We start from the raw sequence: 18189 nt of genomic DNA, 5'->3' as shown, positions 1-18189 counted from the left end.
CCAGCTCCAGGGGCTTGGGGCTCGAGGTCATAAGCCAAGTCACCCAAAAAGGCAAAGAACGCCTTTCCGGGTGACTCGTCTTATGCTTGTCGCCCCAGGGCAAGCCCCTTCCGCTTTTCTGATTGTCCAGCTCCAGGGGCTTGGGGCTCGAGGTCATAAGCCAAGTCACCCAAAAAGGCAAAGAACGCCTTTCCGGGTGACTCGTCTTATGCTTGTCGCCCCAGGGCAAGCCCCTTCCGCTTTTCTGATTGTCCAGCTCCGGGTGCTAGTCCCTCGAGGTCATAAGTCAAATCAACCAAAAAGGAAAAAAACGCCTTTCCGGCATGTTCGCCTTATGCTTGTCGCCACTGAGCTAAGCCCTTCCTCTTTTCTAAATATTCTTAAGAATTCAATTTCCTATATATATCTTGAAAATGCACGGTAAAAAGAATAAGATGTAATGTAGGCATATTTGTTAAGAATTTATGACAATTTTCGCATAACTATGGAGTAGTTCGTGAAATACGTCACATACTTTTGTTTTTATATTTTTTATACAGTATTTTTCCTCTTAGAATGATGGAAAACATCGCGTTTAGTTTGTTTTAGTTTCTTTTTTATAGGGAAAAAGATAATAGCTTCAGATTGAACGGGATAAAAACGCATAATGTGGAGGACTCTAAGAGTATCCAAAGCAAATTTATCAAAAAAGGTGGATGTGATTCAGTTGAGAAAGCCAAGAATCGTTGTATTAGGTGCAGGTTACGGTGGATTAATGACGGTTACCCGTTTGCAAAAACAGTTAGGTACGAACGAAGCAGAAATTATTTTAATTAATAAAAATGATTATCACTATGAAACCACTTGGTTACATGAAGCTTCTGCAGGTACGCTTCATCATGATCGTGTACGCTACGATGTGAAAGATGTCGTCAATACGAGCAAAGTAAACTTCTTACAATCTACTGTTGAAGACATTAAAGTAGAAGAGAAGAAAGTCATCACTGCTGACGGCGAAGTTGAATTTGATTACCTGGTCATTGCATTAGGTGCAGAATCTGAAACATTCGGAATTCAAGGCCTCCATGAGCATGCATTCATGATTTCAAACATCAACTCTGCCCGTCAAATCCGTGAGCATATTGAATTGCAATTTGCTACGTATAAGAACGAAGAAGAAAAGAACGATGAACGCTTAACAATCGTTGTCGGTGGAGCTGGTTTCACTGGAATCGAATTCTTGGGTGAATTAGGTAATCGTGTTCCTGAACTATGTCATGAATATGATATCGACCGTAAGAAAGTACGCATTGTGTGTGTAGAAGCTGCACCAATGATCCTTCCTGGATTCGATCCTGAGCTAGTGAAATACGCTCGTGCCAAGCTTGAGAAAAAAGGTGTTGAATTCCATATCGGAACTCCACTTAAAGAAGCGAAAGCAGACAGCGTTCTTATTGCTAAAGGTGAAGACGAAGTGGAAGAAATCAAAGCTGGTACAATTGTATGGGCTGCAGGTGTTCGTGGTAACTCCATCATCGAAAAAGCAGGAATCGAGAACATGCGTGCCCGCGTGAAAATCAACAGAGATCTTCGTGCACCAGGACATGACAACATCTTCATCATCGGTGACTGTTCATTGATGATTAATGAAGAAACGGAACGTCCATACCCCCCGACTGCACAAATCGCTATGCAGCAAGGTGAAGTTTGTGCCCGCAACATCGCTGCTTTACTTCACGGTAAAGAAGATCTGGAATTATTCACTCCAGACATTAAAGGAACAGTATGTTCACTTGGTGAAGACGATGCAATCGGTGTTGTATACGGTAAAAAGATCACAGGAACAAAAGCTTCTTTCATGAAGAAGGTAGTCGATAACCGTGCGCTTTACATGGTTGGTGGACCATCACTTGTCTTCAAAAAAGGAAAATTCAAGTTCTTTTAAGCAATAAATGATGAAAATGAAAAGCAGGGTGGATTCCACTCTGCTTTTTTTAATGCAGGCGGAGGTGCATTTTATGAAAAGGGGAAAGGTTTGGCTTGCCGTTGCAGGGCTGGTCATAGATGAAACGGGAAAATGGCTGGTGGTGAAGAAGAAATACAGCGGCTTGAAGGGGATGTGGTCTCTTCCGGCAGGGTTTGTCAACGCTGGGGAAACAGTTGATGAAGCAGTGATAAGAGAAGTGAAGGAAGAGACCGGAATACATACGACCATTAAAGGGATCATTGGCGTGAGGTCAGGAGTGATTCAAGACGACATCAGTGATAATATGATGATCTTTTTGTTGGAAAATAAGAAAACGTCTTCCATTAAAATAGAAGAAGCTGAATTATGGGATGTGAAGTGGATGTCGCCTCATGAATTATTGAAAGATGATAAAACATCCGTCATGGTTCACGAGATGATCAAACGGATGGGATCACACCACACATTAAACAGAATTGAAGGGATCAATCCCGGAGATCAATTCGCCTACACTCGGTATCATTTATTTTTATAAAATTCTGTAAATTTTAAGAAATAAAGAGATAATGAAAGAAAAACATAAATGTATTCGCTTTCTTAGAGGTACATCCCCTTTATTGTCCCTTTTCTTTATAAGAGATAGATGATATATTATCAGAAAATTAAGAAATTAAAGAAAAGGGAGAGGGAATAATGAGAGCTACTGCAAGTACTAAAACGAAATATTGTCTTTACTGTTCAGGAAAAGGATACTTTCAGTTAGTATTGGGTGGTTCTGAAACGTGTCCGTGCTGCGGCGGCAGTGGGAAACAAAAATAAGCCCTATAGAATACAAGAAGGCAGACCTGTTTATGGGTCTGCTTTTTTATGTTCGTAGGAAAAATAAGTTTATTTTGTGAATTAGCTACAAATCTTTCCTGAAAATATTGACGCTTTCATTTCCCTCGAGGTACACTATTATTTAGTGTTTATGGAGGTGCAATGGATCAAATGCCTATACATGTAATGATTATTTCGATGCTCCTATTTTTTGTTCTCTTTTTCGGAATAGGCTTTTTGTTGAATATGTTATTGCGTATGACCTGGATCATGGCAATCATTTATCCGATTGTCGTTATCTTTATCGTGGACGAAGTTCGTTTTATAGATTATTTCAGGAATGCAGGAGAGTCTTTTTCAGAGCTAGGTACGAGACTCAGCCATCTGGCTGTTGCAGACCTCGTGATTTTAGGAAGCGGTCTCGCAGGTGCCATCCTTTCTGGAATCGTGATGAGAATATTAAGAGCAAAAGGATATCGAATGTTTTAACACCATCCGTTTGACCGGGACATCCATCCCGGATTGAACGGATTTTTTATTTAGCTTCGAAGGGTAAAGAAACCTACTGTGGAAAAAGTGAGTAGAGAATGATTACTCCTCCAATCGACTTTTTAAATGGCTGTTTTCGCAAAGATTGTTGCTATTCGCATACAAACTAAGATTTACGATGCTCTGTCATTTAGGTTGTGGTGCAGGAGGGTGAAGGGAACAGTCCCGATTTCCACGGACGTTCGGCCGAGCCTCCTCAGCAAAAACCGCTTTCGGGGTCTCGGCACGCCCGTTTTCCGTAGGAGTCTACGCAGTTCCCTTCACCCTCTAGAGTAGTAAGTGGTTGAATTCCTTTCCTTAAAGTCGTTTGTTTAATCACAACTTCTTTATGTTTGTATATCTTTCATTATGAAGTTAGTGTATAGAAACACAGAGTGGATTGTAGCGGAAGGCACTTGACTCCTGCGGGAATAGAGGAAAGGAACGAAAAGCGGAAGCGGCTCGCTCAGCCCCGACAAGCATAAGATGAATGGGACTAAGAAGGCGTTAATTTGCCTTCTTGGGCCCATTTAGCTTATGACCTCGAGGGGCTAGCCGCTGTAGCTAGACAGTCGAGACCCCACAGGGCAAAGCCCGAGGAGGCTCGACTTCCTCCCCGCGCGAATCTTGTGCCTGCAGCGGAAAGGAGCGGTCCCTGTATTTTCGCAACCACCTAAAAAACGAAGCTCATAATGTAAGTATTTTAGGAGTTGGAACATACTAGTTGAAGTAACGAGAGGCTAGTTTTTTAAGAGTATTTCACCAAATGAAATACCAAATAGATTTCCGAATATTGAAACTATTCGATTTTTTTATCAATTTATGCATATATCTCCTCCTGGTTGGGAAGTATTAAGGGTGGGAGGAGTGAATACATGAATCTGTTTAAACTTTGGACAAAGAGATTCGTCATGGTCAGTCTGTTTATCCTTGCACTCGGAACGACTTTTCAATCAGTATCTGGAGTAGAGGCTCAAACCTTCAAAACCTGGTTGATGGAAAAGGGAGACGCTGATCAAACAACTCTGGACTATAAAGAGCATAAGACAAGTCCCTTAAGCTTGTCATTGAAGTTTCTCAAAAGGTTTACTGGGTACGAGACAAAAGTGTCGGCGAGTGCTTCTGTCAAACCTGCTACGTTGGAAGAATCCGTGGATTGGGATCAATATACGAAGCATAAGGTAGTGGCAACAGGCTATACTGCCGGAGTAGAATCGACCGGAAAGGACCCGGGACATCCCCTCTATGGAATTACATACTCAGGAGTGAAAGTGAAGCGTGATCTGTATTCTACGATTGCAGCCGATATTTCCGTTTATCCCATCGGTACGATCCTATTCATCCCCCATTATGGATATGGGGTCGTTGCGGATACAGGGAGCGCGATCAAAGGGAATAAATTGGACCTTTATTATGAAACCGTCGACGATGTCTATAATGAATGGGGCAAGCAGACACTTGACGTCTATGTGATCCAGATGGGTTCTGGTGAACTATCCGAACAGCAATTAACGGCCCTTAATGAAAATAAGTCCATGCAGGTGTTCAGGCAGCAAATATTATCACCTGAAAAAGAATAAACGAAGGCACGCGGTTCCATGATGAACAGCGTGCCTTTTTCATTTGCCTATTCTCCACTATGCAGCAGTGTTTGAACATTTGAAAAAGGGGAAGAGTAAAATTAGATTCAAAGAGGAGTGGATACCATGAACAAAAGTCAATTTGACAAAATGAAGAACGGAAAAGGATTCATCGCAGCCCTGGACCAAAGCGGCGGCAGTACCCCTAAGGCATTGGCGGCATACGGCGTACTTGAAGACTCTTATTCCAATGAGGATGAAATGTTTGATAAGGTCCATGAAATGCGAACGCGAATCATCACTTCCCCTGCCTTTAGCCCTGACAGCATTCTGGGTGTCATCCTATTCGAACAAACGATGGACAGTGAAATCCAAGGCCAATATACAGCAGATTACCTTGCTGATAAAGGCATCGTACCCTTCTTAAAAGTGGATAAGGGGCTTGCCGAAGAGAAGGATGGCGTCCAGCTCATGAAACCGATCAACGATCTGGAAGAGACTCTCAGACGTGCTAATGAACGAAACATATTCGGTACGAAAATGCGCTCGGTCATCCATGAGCCGGACAAGAACGGTATCAAACAAGTAGTACAGCAGCAATTCGAAATCGGAAAACGTATCATCGCTGCCGGTTTGGTTCCGATCATCGAACCTGAAGTGAATATCCATAGTGAACAAAAGGAAAAATCCGAAGAAATCCTCTGCCATGAATTGATAGAGCACTTGAACAATCTATCAGAAGGGGAGGACGTCATGCTGAAGCTCACTATCCCGACGAAAGCGAATGCTTATAAAGAATTGATCGATCACCCGCGCGTTGTGCGAGTCGTAGCACTTTCAGGCGGTTATTCGCGTGAAGAAGCGAATGAGAAGCTGAAAGAAAATGACGGCATGATCGCTAGCTTCTCCCGTGCCTTGGCTGCTGACTTGAATGTGAACCAATCACAGGATGAGTTTGATGCAGCATTAAAGAAGGCTGTTGATTCGATTTATGAAGCATCGGTTCATAAGAAATAATCTTTATAACAAAAACATGCCCGCTTTAAATGCTTAGCGGGCATGTTTTTTAAAAAGGATTCCTTTTCTATCAATATAGATCAGGGTGCAGCAAACGGGCAAGTTTTTCCGCCCCTTTTATAAGAAGGGGAGATGGCCTGCAATAAAGAGCTTCCTCCAGAACGAATATCCTTTCTTTCTTTACGGCATCCAATTCACTCCACCCTGGCCGTTTCTTGACAATCTCAGGCTTTACCTTGCTTTGCTGTACACCTACCCAAGCGAGGCAAATATAATCCGGATTCCGCTTCAATACGTCATCCCAATCCGTTTGCACACTGGCTAGTTCCACATCTTGAAACAGGTTCCGTGCACCTACCATTTCGCTTAACTCGGTTAACCAGTTGATGTTACCGGGGGTAAAGGCAGGTTTGGGCCACCATTCCCAATAGAGTGTTGGAGGGTTTGTGACCCCTGCACCGATGGCCTTTAAGCGATCGACTTTACGGATGAAATCCTGATGACGAACATTGGCATGTGCCTCGATTCCACATGCTTTTCCCACAGTCAAAAGATCTTCTGCAATGTCAGCGAAACTCTGAGGGTTCAGGGTGATGTGGGGAATGCCCCTGTTTTCCAATTCTTCTATATTCTTTTCCATACCGGGTACGCTCAATGAAGAGAAAACCAAATCAGGATTCAATGATTCGAGTTTATCCATATCAATGGAGAGATCCGGTCCAAGCTGTGGAAGGGACTTTACCTCTTCCGGATAATCAGAGTAATCATCGACTCCAGCAAGATAAGGAGTCAATCCGAGGTAATCGATGATTTCGGTATTACTTGGGCAAATGGAAACGATTTTCATACTCACACTCCTATGCGATAAATAGATAATGAAGAAGAAGCGTCAAGATGATCCCGGAGAGTCCTCCAAAAAATACTTCGATGGGTTTATGACCCAATAATTCCTTTAATTCCTTGCGCTTTTCTTGCTCAGGCTTATTCTGCCAGCCTTTTGCTTCTGACATGAATCTCTGGAAGTCCACCATCAATTGATTCAGCACAATCGCCTGTTCCCCTGCCTGCCTTCTGACGCCAGTCGCATCAAACATCGTGATGATGGCAAACATGGCAGATACCGCGAAGATGGGAGAATCCATTCCCACTTCAAGAGCAACCCCGGTGGTTAATGCCGTCACCGCTGCAGAATGGGAACTTGGCATTCCGCCTGTCGAGGTAATCAAAGACCAATTCAATTCCCTCGTCGCGATGAATTGTATGGGAACCTTAACGAACTGAGCGAAAAAGATGGAGAATAATGATGCCCATAATGGAAAATTAAACAGTACTTCCATGCTGTGAAATGCCACCCTTTCAATTGTTTGAATAAAAATAATGTTCTCATTATATCATACCCTGTTTACCCCTGGTTTAACTTTGAGAGGCGGATTGTTAGAAAGTCGAAATAATTGGACATCTCCGTTATAATAGTGATTGGAGGTGTCGGTTAACATGAAATTTTCAATTAATCAAAATGACGTAAAGACAGCAAATGGGGAATGCCTGATCGTAGGTGTATACAATCAGCCAACATTTGAAGGAGAGCTGAAAGAACTTGATCACACATTCGAGGGTTATCTTACCCACCTGGTGAAAGATGGAGATATTTCTTCTAAGCACAAGAAAGTGTCAAAGATACATACATTTGGAAAACTAGGAACAAAAAGAGTATTATTCGTAGGGCTTGGAAAACAAAAAGAGCTTACGTTCGATCTCTTGAAAGAAGCATTGGGGACAGCGTCCAAGTCCTTAAAGAATATGAAAGTGTCTTCCTTTTCAGTGGCACTTGACACATTTGTTTCGGAGGAAATGGTGGCGACAGATATTGCCCACGCATTCATGGAAGCCTTTACGATGTCTACCTATGAATTCCACGGCTACAAAAAGAAATCGAATGAACCGGAAGTACATGTAGAGGAGATTGAATTCTTTACAAAAGGAGATTCCAAAGAAGTAGAAACGGCTCTATCCATCGGTTCTGCCTTTGGAAACGGAGTGAACTCTGCCCGTACGCTTGTGAATACTCCTGGCAATCTATTAACCTCTACTAAATTAGCAGAGTATGCACTTGAGTTGGCTGAGAAATACAGCTTTGAAGTGGAAATTCTGGACAAAGAAGAGATGGAACACCTCGGAATGGGCGCACTTCTTGCTGTAAACCAAGGATCTGTGGAACCACCGAAGATGATCGTCCTGAAATATAACGGGAAAGACGAATGGAAGGATGTCATCGGTTTAGTGGGAAAAGGGATCACATTCGATACAGGCGGTTACTCGCTTAAGCCGAAGGATGGAATCGTCGGAATGAAGACAGATATGGGCGGCGCGGCGGCTGTTCTCGGTGCTATGGAAATCATCGGTGAAATCAAACCGGAACAAAACGTGGTAGCCGTCATCCCATCTACGGATAATATGGTGAGCGGTGCTGCATTCAAGCCGGACGATGTGATTACATCCATGAGCGGTAAAACCATTGAAGTATTAAATACCGACGCAGAGGGGCGTTTGGCGCTTGCTGACGGAATGACCTATGCGAAGCATCAAGGTGCAAACTACTTAGTGGACGTCGCCACATTAACCGGAGGAGTCATCGTAGCCCTTGGGGAAGATAAAACAGGTGCCCTTACAAACAATGAAGCATTCTTCGAACAGGTGTTGGAAGCTTCAGGTGAATCCGGAGAATATATTTGGCAGCTGCCTTATACGGAAAATGATAAAAAACGTGTAAGGGGAAGTGATATTGCCGACTTGAATAACTCACCGGGTCGTGCAGGACACGCCATCATGGGCGGAGCATTTGTCGGAGAGTTTGCAGAAGGTTTGCCGTGGGTGCATCTTGATATCGCGGGAACGGCAACTACGAAGGGGAGTCATGATCTTGGCCCTTCAGGTGCAACAGGAGTCATGGCCAGAACGTTGGCACTGTTGGTTGAACGCTTCGAGCCTTTAGAAAAATAAACACGAGTGGAGAGTCTTTTTTCAGTGCCTGAGTCGTAGGGGGGCACTGGAAGGAGGCTTTTTTTGTTGGGGACTGATAGGTAGGGGGAATGAGTAGGAGGAATGGAAGAGATGGGTATTTAGGTAATAAATGGTAAAAGACGCATAAAACAAAAAAGTGACGCAAAAACGTTTGATAATGACGCAAAAAATGAAAAAATGACGCAATCCCCCAAAATGCAGTGAATACTAAATTCAAGTATGGGACGCAAAAGAAGGATAGTCCGCAATAGTTGAACGCAATGAGACCGAACGATAAAGGTACCTGACGTTTACTAGTCATATTCAAGCCGCAATGTTCAAGAATCCGGCCGTTTTCAGTTATAATCCAGCTGATTTGATGAAAAATCCGGCCGAATTAATTAGGAATCCGGCCAATATTTGAAAATATCCAGCCGACTAACATTTGTTGGAAATCCAATCCAATCCAATCCAATCCAATCCAATCCAATCCAATCCAATCCAATCCAATCCAATCCCTCTAAACAACCTCATCCCCTCCTCACTCATGACAAAAGTTCCCACTCCATCTTTCCTCCTACTAAAGTATTGACAAACTCTCTTTATCTTGTTAAAGTTGAAATCGTGATTTTATTACTCTACCAATTTAGCGAACTAAAGCGAATGCGAATGCAAATAGCAAATCGATATATTGAGTAATTTGAGGAGGAAGTAGTTATGAACGCAGTTGTTATAGCGGTTCTTGTCATGCTGGTACTGAGTCTGGTACGGGTGAACGTTGTATTCGCCCTGATCACCGGAGCGTTAGTCGGTGGACTTACCGGAGGAATGGGATTGAATGAGACGATATCCGTCTTTTCTGAAGGAATCAGCGGCGGGGCAAGTATTGCACTAAGTTATGCCTTGCTGGGTGGATTTGCAGTGGCGATTTCCTATACGGGAATTCCAAATCTACTTGTTGAATGGGTATTGAAAGTCGTTGGGAAAAAAGGAGATACAAGAAAAACAGCCCTTTCGAAAGCACTTATTGTTATATCTATATTAATCATGGCTTGTTTTTCACAGAATGTGATTCCGATTCACATCGCGTTTATCCCGATTCTGATTCCACCTTTATTAAAGGTGATGACGGAGTTACGAATTGATAGACGGTTAATCGCATCGGTGATTACGTTTGGATTAACGGCGCCTTATATCCTGTTGCCAGTAGGATTTGGCTTGCAATTCCATGAAATCATCGCCCAAAACATGGCAGCGAGCGGAATGGAGGTCAATTTGAGTGATATTCCGAAAGCGATGCTCCTTCCTGTAGGCGGGATGGTGATCGGATTGCTGATTGCCTTGTTTGTGAGTTACCGTAAACCGAGAGACTATAGTGAAGCTGAAGAAGTGGTGGCAGAGGAAAAGGTTGTTTACAATAAAAGAGCAATGGTATTTGCTCTCATTTCCATCGTAGTGGCCTTATACGTCCAGCTTCAGCTAGAATCGATGATCTTCGGGGCACTCGCTGGTATTGCCGTTCTGTATATTTCAGGGTCTGTTAAATGGAAAGAGGCAGATGGTTTACTGAATGAAGGAATGAAGATGATGGCGTTTATCGGCTTTGTCATGATAACGGCATCAGGTTTTGCGGCAGTGGTGACGGAAACAGGAGATGTTGAAACTTTGGTGAAGGCAACTGCTGACGTCATTGGAGGCAATCAGGCTTTGGCTGCTCTTATCATGCTGGTGGTTGGGCTTCTTGTGACAATGGGGATCGGTTCTTCATTTGCGACGATCCCAATCATCGCAGCCATCTTCGTACCGCTTGCCATGGAGCTTGGGTTCAGCCCACTTGCAACGATTGCCATTGTTGGGACGGCAGGCGCACTTGGTGATGCAGGATCACCTGCTTCAGACAGTACGCTTGGACCGACAGCCGGATTAAATGCCGATGGGCAGCATAATCACATTTGGGATACATGTGTCCCAACCTTTTTACACTATAATATTCCTCTGATCCTATTCGGTTGGATCGCAGCGATCATTTTATAAGAGAAAGAAGCAAGGGCTTTTGCCCTTGCTTCTTTTCTTTTACATCCATCGGACGATGACGATCAAATGGCAGCAATCGACTTGACCAAGCTTTTCATCAAATACAAGGCGGATCCCGTCCGGGTTGAACGAAACAATCGGCTGTACCTTTGTACCGATGGATTGAAGTAGTTTATGTACTTCAGGTAAGTTCGACTGCTGTGCTGCGTTCATGAATTTTGATGAAAACTCTTTGGAGGAATTGATTTTTTGGAGTACCATCTGGGCATCACTCATTAAGCTTAATGTTTTACCTGCCGACGACATGAATGTCTCGGTTTCCACAGGAGGAAAGGTCCGGTTATATGAGAAAATGGGTTGTGTCCTGGAATGGATGGGTGAGTAGGGGCGCTGCACAGGCGGATAAAAAGGATGATACCGATACATAACATAAACCCCCTTTTATTAAAATGCTCTAAGGATATGTATGACAATACGTAACGGATTATTCGTGTAATGAAAGGATGGCGCAGAGTAAAAGGAAAGGAAAAATAAAGGATTTTCAGACACTTTCTAGAACAAATAGTAGAGAACAATATGTTATGAGGTGATCCAGGTGAATACAGAGAATACATTAATCAGTGCGTTAGGAATTGAATTTGTAGAATTGGGTAATGGAAAAGTCGTTGCGACGATGCCGGTGAATGAAAACACAAGGCAGCCGTTCGGTTTCCTTCACGGCGGTGCTTCGGTGGCCCTGGCAGAAACGGTGGCAAGTGTAGGGGCGGTCCAATTGATCGATCTTGATAAAGAAATTTGCTTTGGGCTTGAGATTAATGCGAATCATATTAAGGCGAAGCGGGAAGGTCTTGTTACAGCGACCGGTACAGTCATGCATCAGGGAAGAACCACGATGGTGTGGGATATTAAGATCACAGATGAGGAAGAACAATTAATCTGTGTATCTCGATGCACGATGGCGGTTGTTCCAAAACGATAGAAAAACAGGTTTAAATAGTGAAAAAATGGGAAATCAACTACTAATCAAACAATTAGGAGGCCAATATTCATGAGTTGGACTAAAAATGATTACCCTGATTCACTGAAGAACCTGCCTGTTGACGTAAGGAATAAAGCGATAGAAATTGCCAATGCCCTTCTTGATGAAGGCTATCAAGAGGGGAGGGCGATTGCCATTGCTACTGATCAGGCTCATAAATCCGAAGAGGGAGGCACTGGCGAAAAAACCGAGTATCACGTCACCCCTCATGATGACGGCTGGCAGTTGAAGAAGGCAGACGGAAAGAGAGCCATCCTGGTGGAGAATACAAAGGACAAGCTCCTTTCCAAAGCGAAGGACTATGTAACGGATCACTCCGGTACCCTGGTTGTTCACAAGCAGGATGGAAGCGTCGAAAATCACTTATATCAACAGTAGTCATCAAAAAAGGCTTGCCCCCATATCGTGAGGGCAAGCCTTTTTCATTTGGTTAAGTTGAACTGTTCTGACGCTCGTATTCTTCTTTATCCTTTAGATCATCCCGAACACTTTTATCCCAAAGCTTAACGCCTGAATTGTACGCCGCCCGTGAAATAAGGTGTCCGGCAACTGGGGCCGTGACGAAGATGAAGATGATGGCAAGGATCAGTCTTGAATTGAAGTGTCCGTGCTCGAGATAGAAATAAAGGAAAGTCGCAAGCAGGATCGACATGACCCCAAGCGTCGCACTTTTAGAAGCGGCATGGTTCCGCGTATATACATCCGGAAGCCTCAATAAGCCAAAGGCCGTGACCAGGCTTAGAAATCCTCCGATGATCAGGAAGAATCCGATGAAAAATCTAATGATCTCGCTCACGTTCGATGATCTCCCCTTTCTCTAAGAACTTTGAAAAGGCCACAGTCCCGAGGAAAGCCAGTATCCCAAGAAGCAGGATCACTTCGAGGAAAGCGTACGTATCAAGCATCATGGAAACGAGAGCGATGATGGCAATCAGGTTGATCCCGATTGCATCCAGTGCCACCACCCTGTCCGGGGTCGTGGGACCTTTCACCACTCTGTAAACGAGTCCGAGCATGGACAGGGAGACGCATAGTAATGTGAGTTGAAAAATTAGATGTAACATTAGCGGCTCACCTCCATGATGGCTTTCTCGAATGAATCTTTAATCTCATTGATGGCTTCATCTACATCAGGAATATCAATGGCATGTACATAGAGGATCTTGTTGTCATATGAAACATCCATGACGAGTGTGCCTGGTGTCAATGTAATAAGATTTGCTAATAACGTAATTTCCCAATCGGTTTTCAGTTCTGTCGGTAAAGCGAAAATACCCGGTTGGAAGTCCATCTTCGGTTTTAAGATGGTTTTTAAAACCGCAATGTTCGCCAGGATCAGCTCCTTCATAAACAAGAAGAATAAACTGATCACGGCAGCCACCCTTAGTAAGTAAAAGCGGGAACTGAAAAATCTTCTGAATGCAAAGATAACAAGCAATCCTAGTAAAAAGCCAATAATGAATGACTGAGAAGTAAAGGATACCGAAAGAAACATCCAGACAAAGGCCATGAAAAAGTTTAATAATATTTGAAAAGCCATTCTACATTACTCCTTTAACACTGCGTCTATATAGAGATCCGGGTTCACCAGTACTTCGGTTGCCTGTGAGAAGAGAGGGCGCATTGCTTCAGCACCCAGGCCATAACATACAGCCAGTACAACCAGTATGGTTGAAGTCATCCATAAATATCGTGCGTCGCCTTTTGAGGCCCCTGTGTATTCCTTCGGGCTTCCCCAAATGCCATTCAGGAAGATCTTTATGACAGAGTAGAGTACCAATAGACTTGAGGCGAGAACGACTCCTGCGCCTACATAGGCCTCTGCTGCAAAGCTTCCACGCAATATCAACAGTTTGCCGATAAAGCCGCTTAAAGGCGGGATGCCGGCAAGTGAGAATGCAGCGACGAGGAATGTCCACCCGAGCCAAGGGTAGTTCTTGATCAATCCGCCCATTTTCTTTAAGTCGGCTGTGCCGGTTATGGCAATCATTACACCAACGAGAAGGAAAAGTGCGGCTTTGATGATCATGTCATGGATAAGGTAGTAAATCGATCCCTCTAACGCTTCGGGGTTCATCGTAGATACCCCGAACAAGATGACTCCCACTGCAATGATGATGTTATAGATGATGATCTTTTTAACATCCCAGTAAGCAATCGCTCCGATACAGCCGAGTACGATGGTTAGAATGGCCAGCATGCTCAGGATCTCATGTGTGAATCCAGTATCATGATAGAAGAACAATGTGTATGTTCGTAGAATCGAATAAATCCCGACTTTTGTAAGCAGGGCTCCAAATAATGCAAGCACCGGTGTCGGTGGTGCATAGTATGAGCCGGGCAGCCAAAAGTATAGAGGAAAGATCGCACCTTTGAGACCAAAGACCAATAGGAAAAGGATGGCGATGGCCGTTAGAATCCCCGGCTGGTCAACTTGGGCTATTTTCCTTGAGATATCCGCCATATTCAGCGTTCCAACGACGGAATACAAGTAGGCAACGGTAATGACGAATAATGCGGAAGAAATGACATTCACGAGAATGTATTTAATCCCTTCACGCAGCTGTGCCTTCGTTCCACCCAGGACCAACAGTACATAAGAACTCATCAACATCACTTCGAAAAAGACGAAAAGGTTGAATATATCCCCTGTGGTAAAGGCACCGTTTACTCCTACGAGGAGAAATTGAACGACGGGATAGTAATAGAACCTTTCCCGTTCAACTCCAATAGATTTAAACGAATAGAGCAGGACAACAAGCGTGATGATGCTTGTCGTCGTCACGAGCAATGCCGAAAGCATATCGGAAACCAGTGTGATTCCAAACGGCGCAGCCCAGCTCCCCAGGTTTACCGTCTGAATTCCTTCCTGATGTACCGTATTGATCAGAACTATAGATGTTGCGACGGTTATCAATGTAGATACGGCCGAAACCCCACGTTGTACTTTCACATATTTACTTATAAACATTAAAATAATCGCCGTGAATAACGGGATTAGAATCGGTAGAATTAATAAGTTAGTCATTTCCTTCGTTACCTCTCATCTGATCCATATTATCCGTGCCAAGCTCTTGATATGCCCGATAAGCGAGAACAAGGAAGAACGCTGTCACTCCAAAGCTGATAACGATAGCCGTTAAAATTAATGCTTGTGGTAATGGATCTACATATGATTTAGCGTGTTCCCCGAGTAGAGGTGCAGCTCCTCCTTTGAGACCACTCACAGAAAGGATTAATAAATGGGCACCGTGGCTTAATAGAGCTGTCCCGATGATGATCCGGAGTAAGCTCTTGGATAACATTAAGTATACGGCGCTTGTGAATAGAACTCCGACGACAACGGCCATGATGATTTCCATTATTCGCTCACCCCAATCGTTTGAATAATGGTCATCGTGACACCGATGACAACCAAGTACACACCTGTATCAAAAAGCACGGCTGTGTGCAGTGATGTCTTCCCTAAAAGGGGAAGGTGAAAATAATCGTATGCGTGCGTGAGGAAAGGGACATCAAATAGCAAAGCCCCTGCCCCCGTAGCCACAGAGAATAACAGACCGATTGCCGTGATGATCTTGTAATCCACCGGTAATATGGTGGCAACAGTCTTGATATCATAGGCCAGTAAAAGTAACACAATGGCCCCCGATGTCATTAAGCCCCCAATGAATCCTCCCCCCGGGGTGTAGTGACCCGAGAAGAAGAGCCTCAATGAGAACAGGATGATGATGAATGCGACCACATTGGTTACGGTCTGCAGGATGACATCATTCGTTTTTACTTTTGTTTTCATCCTTCATCCCTCCTTGTAAGACGCAATTTAATCATGGAGAATATGCCGAGTGCCGCAATGGCCAGTACGCATATTTCGAACATCGTATCAAACCCACGGAAGTCTACGAGTATGACATTGACCATGTTTTCCCCGCCGGCTTTATCATGAGTATTTTCAATATAGTATTTCGAAATGGATTCAAACAGTTTCGAACTGTAGGAAGAGATGGCGAATAAAGCAACGACCAATCCTACCCCGATCGAAATCAAAGCATTTCCAAGTTTAAACCGCATCCGCTCTTCGTGCCTGCTTAATTGAGGCAGGTGATAGAAACAAAGCAAGAATAATGCCACCGACACGGTTTCAATGACAAGCTGTGTCAGCGCAAGGTCCGGTGCACGGAATAAAACAAAGAATAGTGAAACCGTGTATCCCGCAGCTCCAAGTGAAATGATCGATGTTAAACGTGATTTCGCGAACAGAATGGTGACAGAACTAATCACGAGAAGTAGAGCGATCGCAATTTCATAGACACCGACAGGAGACAGGTCTTTCGTCTCGATGGCAAATGCACCTTTGAACCACATGGCAAATAGCGAGATAGCAATCAAAAACGAGAAGATGTATACGAGATACGTACGGATGAATCCTGTCATATAGCCGCTCGTGAAGTTCTTGGCACCACGTTCGCTCCTGATTAACCCTCCATCATAGAAGGAATTCAGCGTAAAGCGTTCCGGGATCCATGTGTATACCTTTTTCCAAGATGGAAGCAGGAGATATAACAGGACTCCAAAGAGAATAACACCAAAGGTCATGAATAACTCGGGTGTAAATCCATGCCAGAATGAGATATGCGTTTCGACTGCATGTCCCTCCTGAATCAGGCTTGGTGTAATGGCAGCCACTGCCGGCTCAATGATGCGCTCTGACAGGATATTTGGAAAGAACCCGAAGATGACGACGAGTGAAGCCAAAATGATTGGTGAAATCAACATACCAAGAGGGGCTTCATGCGGTTTCTTCTCGAGCTTCTCCGGCTGGTGCTTCCCGGTAAAGGTCTTGAATACCAGAAGCATGCTGTATATAAATGTGAACACACTTCCTACCCATGCAAGGAGCGGGAAGATCATGCCGAATGTATCCAGGTTGAAAATATCCATTTCAAGGACTCTAACCATTCCTGTAAAGAACATTTCCTTGGATAGGAACCCGTTGAATGGCGGAAGGCCTGCCATGGAGAATGCTCCGATGATGGCTATGGTGAATGTGATAGGCATGAAGTTCATCAACCCGCCAAGCTTCCGGATATCACGGGTGCCCGTTTCATGATCAATGATCCCGACGACCATGAATAAACTTCCCTTAAACGTCGCGTGGTTGATTAAATGAAATACAGCGGCGAGTGTAGCCACCATATAAATGTTTTCATCCAGCTGTGTGTAGTGAAGAGCTGCCGCTCCTACCCCCAACAGGGACATGATGAGACCAAGTTGACTGACGGTTGAGAAGGCAAGGATACCTTTCAGGTCCGTTTGTTTCACGGCATTGAAAGAACCCCAGAATAAAGTAAAGATCCCGACTCCTCCAACAAGCCATAACCATACGCTTGATTCGGCGAAAACCGGGCTCAAGCGGGCAACTAAATAAATCCCTGCTTTTACCATGGTGGCAGAGTGCAGATATGCACTGACCGGTGTCGGTGCTTCCATGGCATCCGGCAGCCAGATGTGAAACGGGAACTGGGCGGATTTCGTGAAAGCTCCCAGTAGAACGAGCAGCAACGCAGGGAGGAATAGTGCCTGCGTCATCAGCTGATCAGCTTGTACAACTAATTCCCTGATGCTGAAGGTCCCACCCATAAGGTAGAGAAGCAGGAATCCTCCAAGCATGCTCAATCCGCCAAATACCGTAATGAGCATGGATTTTTGTGCTCCGTAACGTGAACGCTCACGATGATACCAGTAACCGATCAATAAGAATGAAGAAATGGACGTGAATTCCCAGAACATATAAAGAACGATCAAGTTGTCAGATAAAACAACACCCAGCATCGCTCCCATGAACATCATTAAGTACACATAAAAGTTATGTAATTGCTCCTTCTTCTTATCTAAGTAATAAATCGAGTAAAGGACAACCAGTGAACCGATTCCCGTGATGAGCATGGCAAAAAGTAAACCAAGGCCGTCCACGTAAGCAATGAAGTTGATCCCGAAGGAAGGCATCCACTCCAAGGTTTCCTTAACAGTATCCCCATTTCTCGTTATGGGAATAAATTGAAAAAAATACGTAAATAAAGCTACCGGCAACAACAGTACGAACCAGCCGGTGTGCACATTCCGGAATGCTTTATAAAGAAACGGAATGAGTATGGCAAATAAAAAAGGCGATACAATTGCCCAATGTAGTAAAGTCATTTAAAACCCCCCTCATATAAAATTCATTT

General features: G+C 44.0%; 21 protein-coding genes. 10 read left to right on the top strand and 11 right to left on the bottom strand.

The annotated features are described in order from the left end of the window. Nucleotides 1-706 precede the first annotated feature (706 nt). The 6 genes from LCL96_RS22280 to LCL96_RS22255 all read left to right on the top strand — a co-directional run bounded on the left by LCL96_RS22280 (nt 707) and on the right by LCL96_RS22255 (nt 5889). Nucleotides 707-1924 (top strand): NAD(P)/FAD-dependent oxidoreductase, encoded by a 1218-nt coding sequence (locus tag LCL96_RS22280; protein WP_224945458.1) that lies wholly within the window; start codon nt 707-709, stop codon nt 1922-1924. A 73-nt stretch (nt 1925-1997) separates the two neighbouring features. Next, a complete protein-coding gene (locus LCL96_RS22275) occupies nt 1998-2480 on the top strand; it encodes an NUDIX hydrolase (RefSeq protein WP_224945456.1) in 483 nt (160 codons plus the stop codon). Between the two features lie 158 nt (nt 2481-2638). Next, on the top strand, nt 2639-2764 hold the full coding sequence (locus LCL96_RS23670; protein WP_172655674.1) for a YuiA family protein: 126 nt from the start codon (nt 2639-2641) through the stop codon (nt 2762-2764). A 162-nt stretch (nt 2765-2926) separates the two neighbouring features. Continuing rightward, nucleotides 2927-3253 (top strand): YuiB family protein, encoded by a 327-nt coding sequence (locus LCL96_RS22265; protein ID WP_224945455.1) that lies wholly within the window; start codon nt 2927-2929, stop codon nt 3251-3253. A 914-nt stretch (nt 3254-4167) separates the two neighbouring features. Beyond that, nucleotides 4168-4872, top strand: a complete 705-nt coding sequence (locus LCL96_RS22260) for a 3D domain-containing protein (protein ID WP_224945450.1) — start codon at nt 4168-4170, stop codon at nt 4870-4872. A gap of 126 nt (nt 4873-4998) precedes the next feature. Continuing rightward, nucleotides 4999-5889, top strand: a complete 891-nt coding sequence (locus LCL96_RS22255) for a fructose bisphosphate aldolase (RefSeq protein ID WP_224945449.1) — start codon at nt 4999-5001, stop codon at nt 5887-5889. A 70-nt stretch (nt 5890-5959) separates the two neighbouring features. Here the strand turns inward: LCL96_RS22255 and LCL96_RS22250 are convergent, their stop codons facing one another. Both LCL96_RS22250 and LCL96_RS22245 read right to left on the bottom strand, forming a co-directional pair. Next, nucleotides 5960-6736, bottom strand: a complete 777-nt coding sequence (locus LCL96_RS22250) for a cobalamin-binding protein (protein WP_224945448.1) — start codon at nt 6734-6736, stop codon at nt 5960-5962. Between the two features lie 10 nt (nt 6737-6746). Continuing rightward, complete coding sequence (locus tag LCL96_RS22245; protein ID WP_224945447.1) at nt 6747-7226, bottom strand: divergent PAP2 family protein; 480 nt, start codon at nt 7224-7226, stop codon at nt 6747-6749. 157 nt (nt 7227-7383) lie between these two features. Here LCL96_RS22245 and LCL96_RS22240 point away from each other — a divergent pair, with 157 nt between their 5' ends. Next, a complete protein-coding gene (locus LCL96_RS22240) occupies nt 7384-8889 on the top strand; it encodes a leucyl aminopeptidase (RefSeq protein WP_224945445.1) in 1506 nt (501 codons plus the stop codon). Nucleotides 8890-9327: 438 nt separating this feature from the next. Here LCL96_RS22240 and LCL96_RS23550 read toward each other — a convergent pair whose 3' ends face one another. Next, nucleotides 9328-9453: a hypothetical protein gene (locus tag LCL96_RS23550; protein WP_263628288.1), complete on the bottom strand. Its 126-nt coding sequence runs from the start codon at nt 9451-9453 to the stop codon at nt 9328-9330. A 153-nt stretch (nt 9454-9606) separates the two neighbouring features. Here LCL96_RS23550 and LCL96_RS22235 point away from each other — a divergent pair, with 153 nt between their 5' ends. After that, nucleotides 9607-10923 carry a Na+/H+ antiporter family protein gene (locus LCL96_RS22235; RefSeq protein WP_224945443.1) on the top strand — a complete coding sequence of 439 codons (1317 nt, stop codon included), beginning with the start codon at nt 9607-9609 and terminating at the stop codon, nt 10921-10923. Between the two features lie 39 nt (nt 10924-10962). On the opposite strand, the gene LCL96_RS22230 is transcribed toward LCL96_RS22235, so the two are convergent. Further along, nucleotides 10963-11349, bottom strand: a complete 387-nt coding sequence (locus LCL96_RS22230) for a hypothetical protein (RefSeq protein ID WP_224945442.1) — start codon at nt 11347-11349, stop codon at nt 10963-10965. 169 nt (nt 11350-11518) lie between these two features. On the opposite strand from LCL96_RS22230, the gene LCL96_RS22225 reads away from it, so the two are divergent. Together LCL96_RS22225 and LCL96_RS22220 are read left to right on the top strand one after the other, a co-directional pair. Continuing rightward, entirely contained in the window at nt 11519-11902 is a 384-nt protein-coding gene (locus tag LCL96_RS22225; RefSeq protein WP_224945440.1) for a PaaI family thioesterase, read from the top strand. Between the two features lie 69 nt (nt 11903-11971). Continuing rightward, a complete protein-coding gene (locus LCL96_RS22220) occupies nt 11972-12340 on the top strand; it encodes a DUF2188 domain-containing protein (protein ID WP_224945439.1) in 369 nt (122 codons plus the stop codon). A gap of 52 nt (nt 12341-12392) precedes the next feature. On the opposite strand, the gene mnhG is transcribed toward LCL96_RS22220, so the two are convergent. Genes mnhG through LCL96_RS22185 form a run of 7 tightly spaced genes read right to left on the bottom strand, consistent with a single transcriptional unit; the run spans nt 12393 to nt 18160 of the window. Continuing rightward, nucleotides 12393-12758: a monovalent cation/H(+) antiporter subunit G gene (gene mnhG / locus LCL96_RS22215; RefSeq protein ID WP_224945430.1), complete on the bottom strand. Its 366-nt coding sequence runs from the start codon at nt 12756-12758 to the stop codon at nt 12393-12395. Continuing rightward, nucleotides 12742-13026: a Na(+)/H(+) antiporter subunit F1 gene (locus LCL96_RS22210; RefSeq protein ID WP_224945428.1), complete on the bottom strand. Its 285-nt coding sequence runs from the start codon at nt 13024-13026 to the stop codon at nt 12742-12744. Before LCL96_RS22210 ends, mnhG begins: the two co-directional genes overlap by 17 nt. Further along, a complete protein-coding gene (locus LCL96_RS22205; RefSeq protein WP_224945426.1) occupies nt 13026-13502 on the bottom strand; it encodes a Na+/H+ antiporter subunit E in 477 nt (158 codons plus the stop codon). Before LCL96_RS22205 ends, LCL96_RS22210 begins: the two co-directional genes overlap by 1 nt. 6 nt (nt 13503-13508) lie before the next feature. After that, nucleotides 13509-14990: a Na+/H+ antiporter subunit D gene (locus tag LCL96_RS22200; RefSeq protein ID WP_224945424.1), complete on the bottom strand. Its 1482-nt coding sequence runs from the start codon at nt 14988-14990 to the stop codon at nt 13509-13511. Next, a complete protein-coding gene (locus LCL96_RS22195; RefSeq protein ID WP_224945422.1) occupies nt 14983-15324 on the bottom strand; it encodes a Na(+)/H(+) antiporter subunit C in 342 nt (113 codons plus the stop codon). The genes LCL96_RS22200 and LCL96_RS22195 overlap by 8 nt, the downstream gene beginning before the upstream one ends. Beyond that, nucleotides 15324-15758: a Na(+)/H(+) antiporter subunit B gene (locus tag LCL96_RS22190; protein ID WP_224945420.1), complete on the bottom strand. Its 435-nt coding sequence runs from the start codon at nt 15756-15758 to the stop codon at nt 15324-15326. The genes LCL96_RS22195 and LCL96_RS22190 overlap by 1 nt, the downstream gene beginning before the upstream one ends. Beyond that, entirely contained in the window at nt 15755-18160 is a 2406-nt protein-coding gene (locus LCL96_RS22185; protein WP_224945418.1) for a Na+/H+ antiporter subunit A, read from the bottom strand. The genes LCL96_RS22190 and LCL96_RS22185 overlap by 4 nt, the downstream gene beginning before the upstream one ends. Nucleotides 18161-18189 lie beyond the last annotated feature (29 nt).

Origin of the sequence: Rossellomorea aquimaris, from assembly GCF_020172085.1 — a bacterium.
Classification (GTDB): domain Bacteria; phylum Bacillota; class Bacilli; order Bacillales; family Bacillaceae_B; genus Rossellomorea; species Rossellomorea aquimaris_E.
This window is presented reverse-complemented; position numbering and strand designations above follow the sequence as displayed.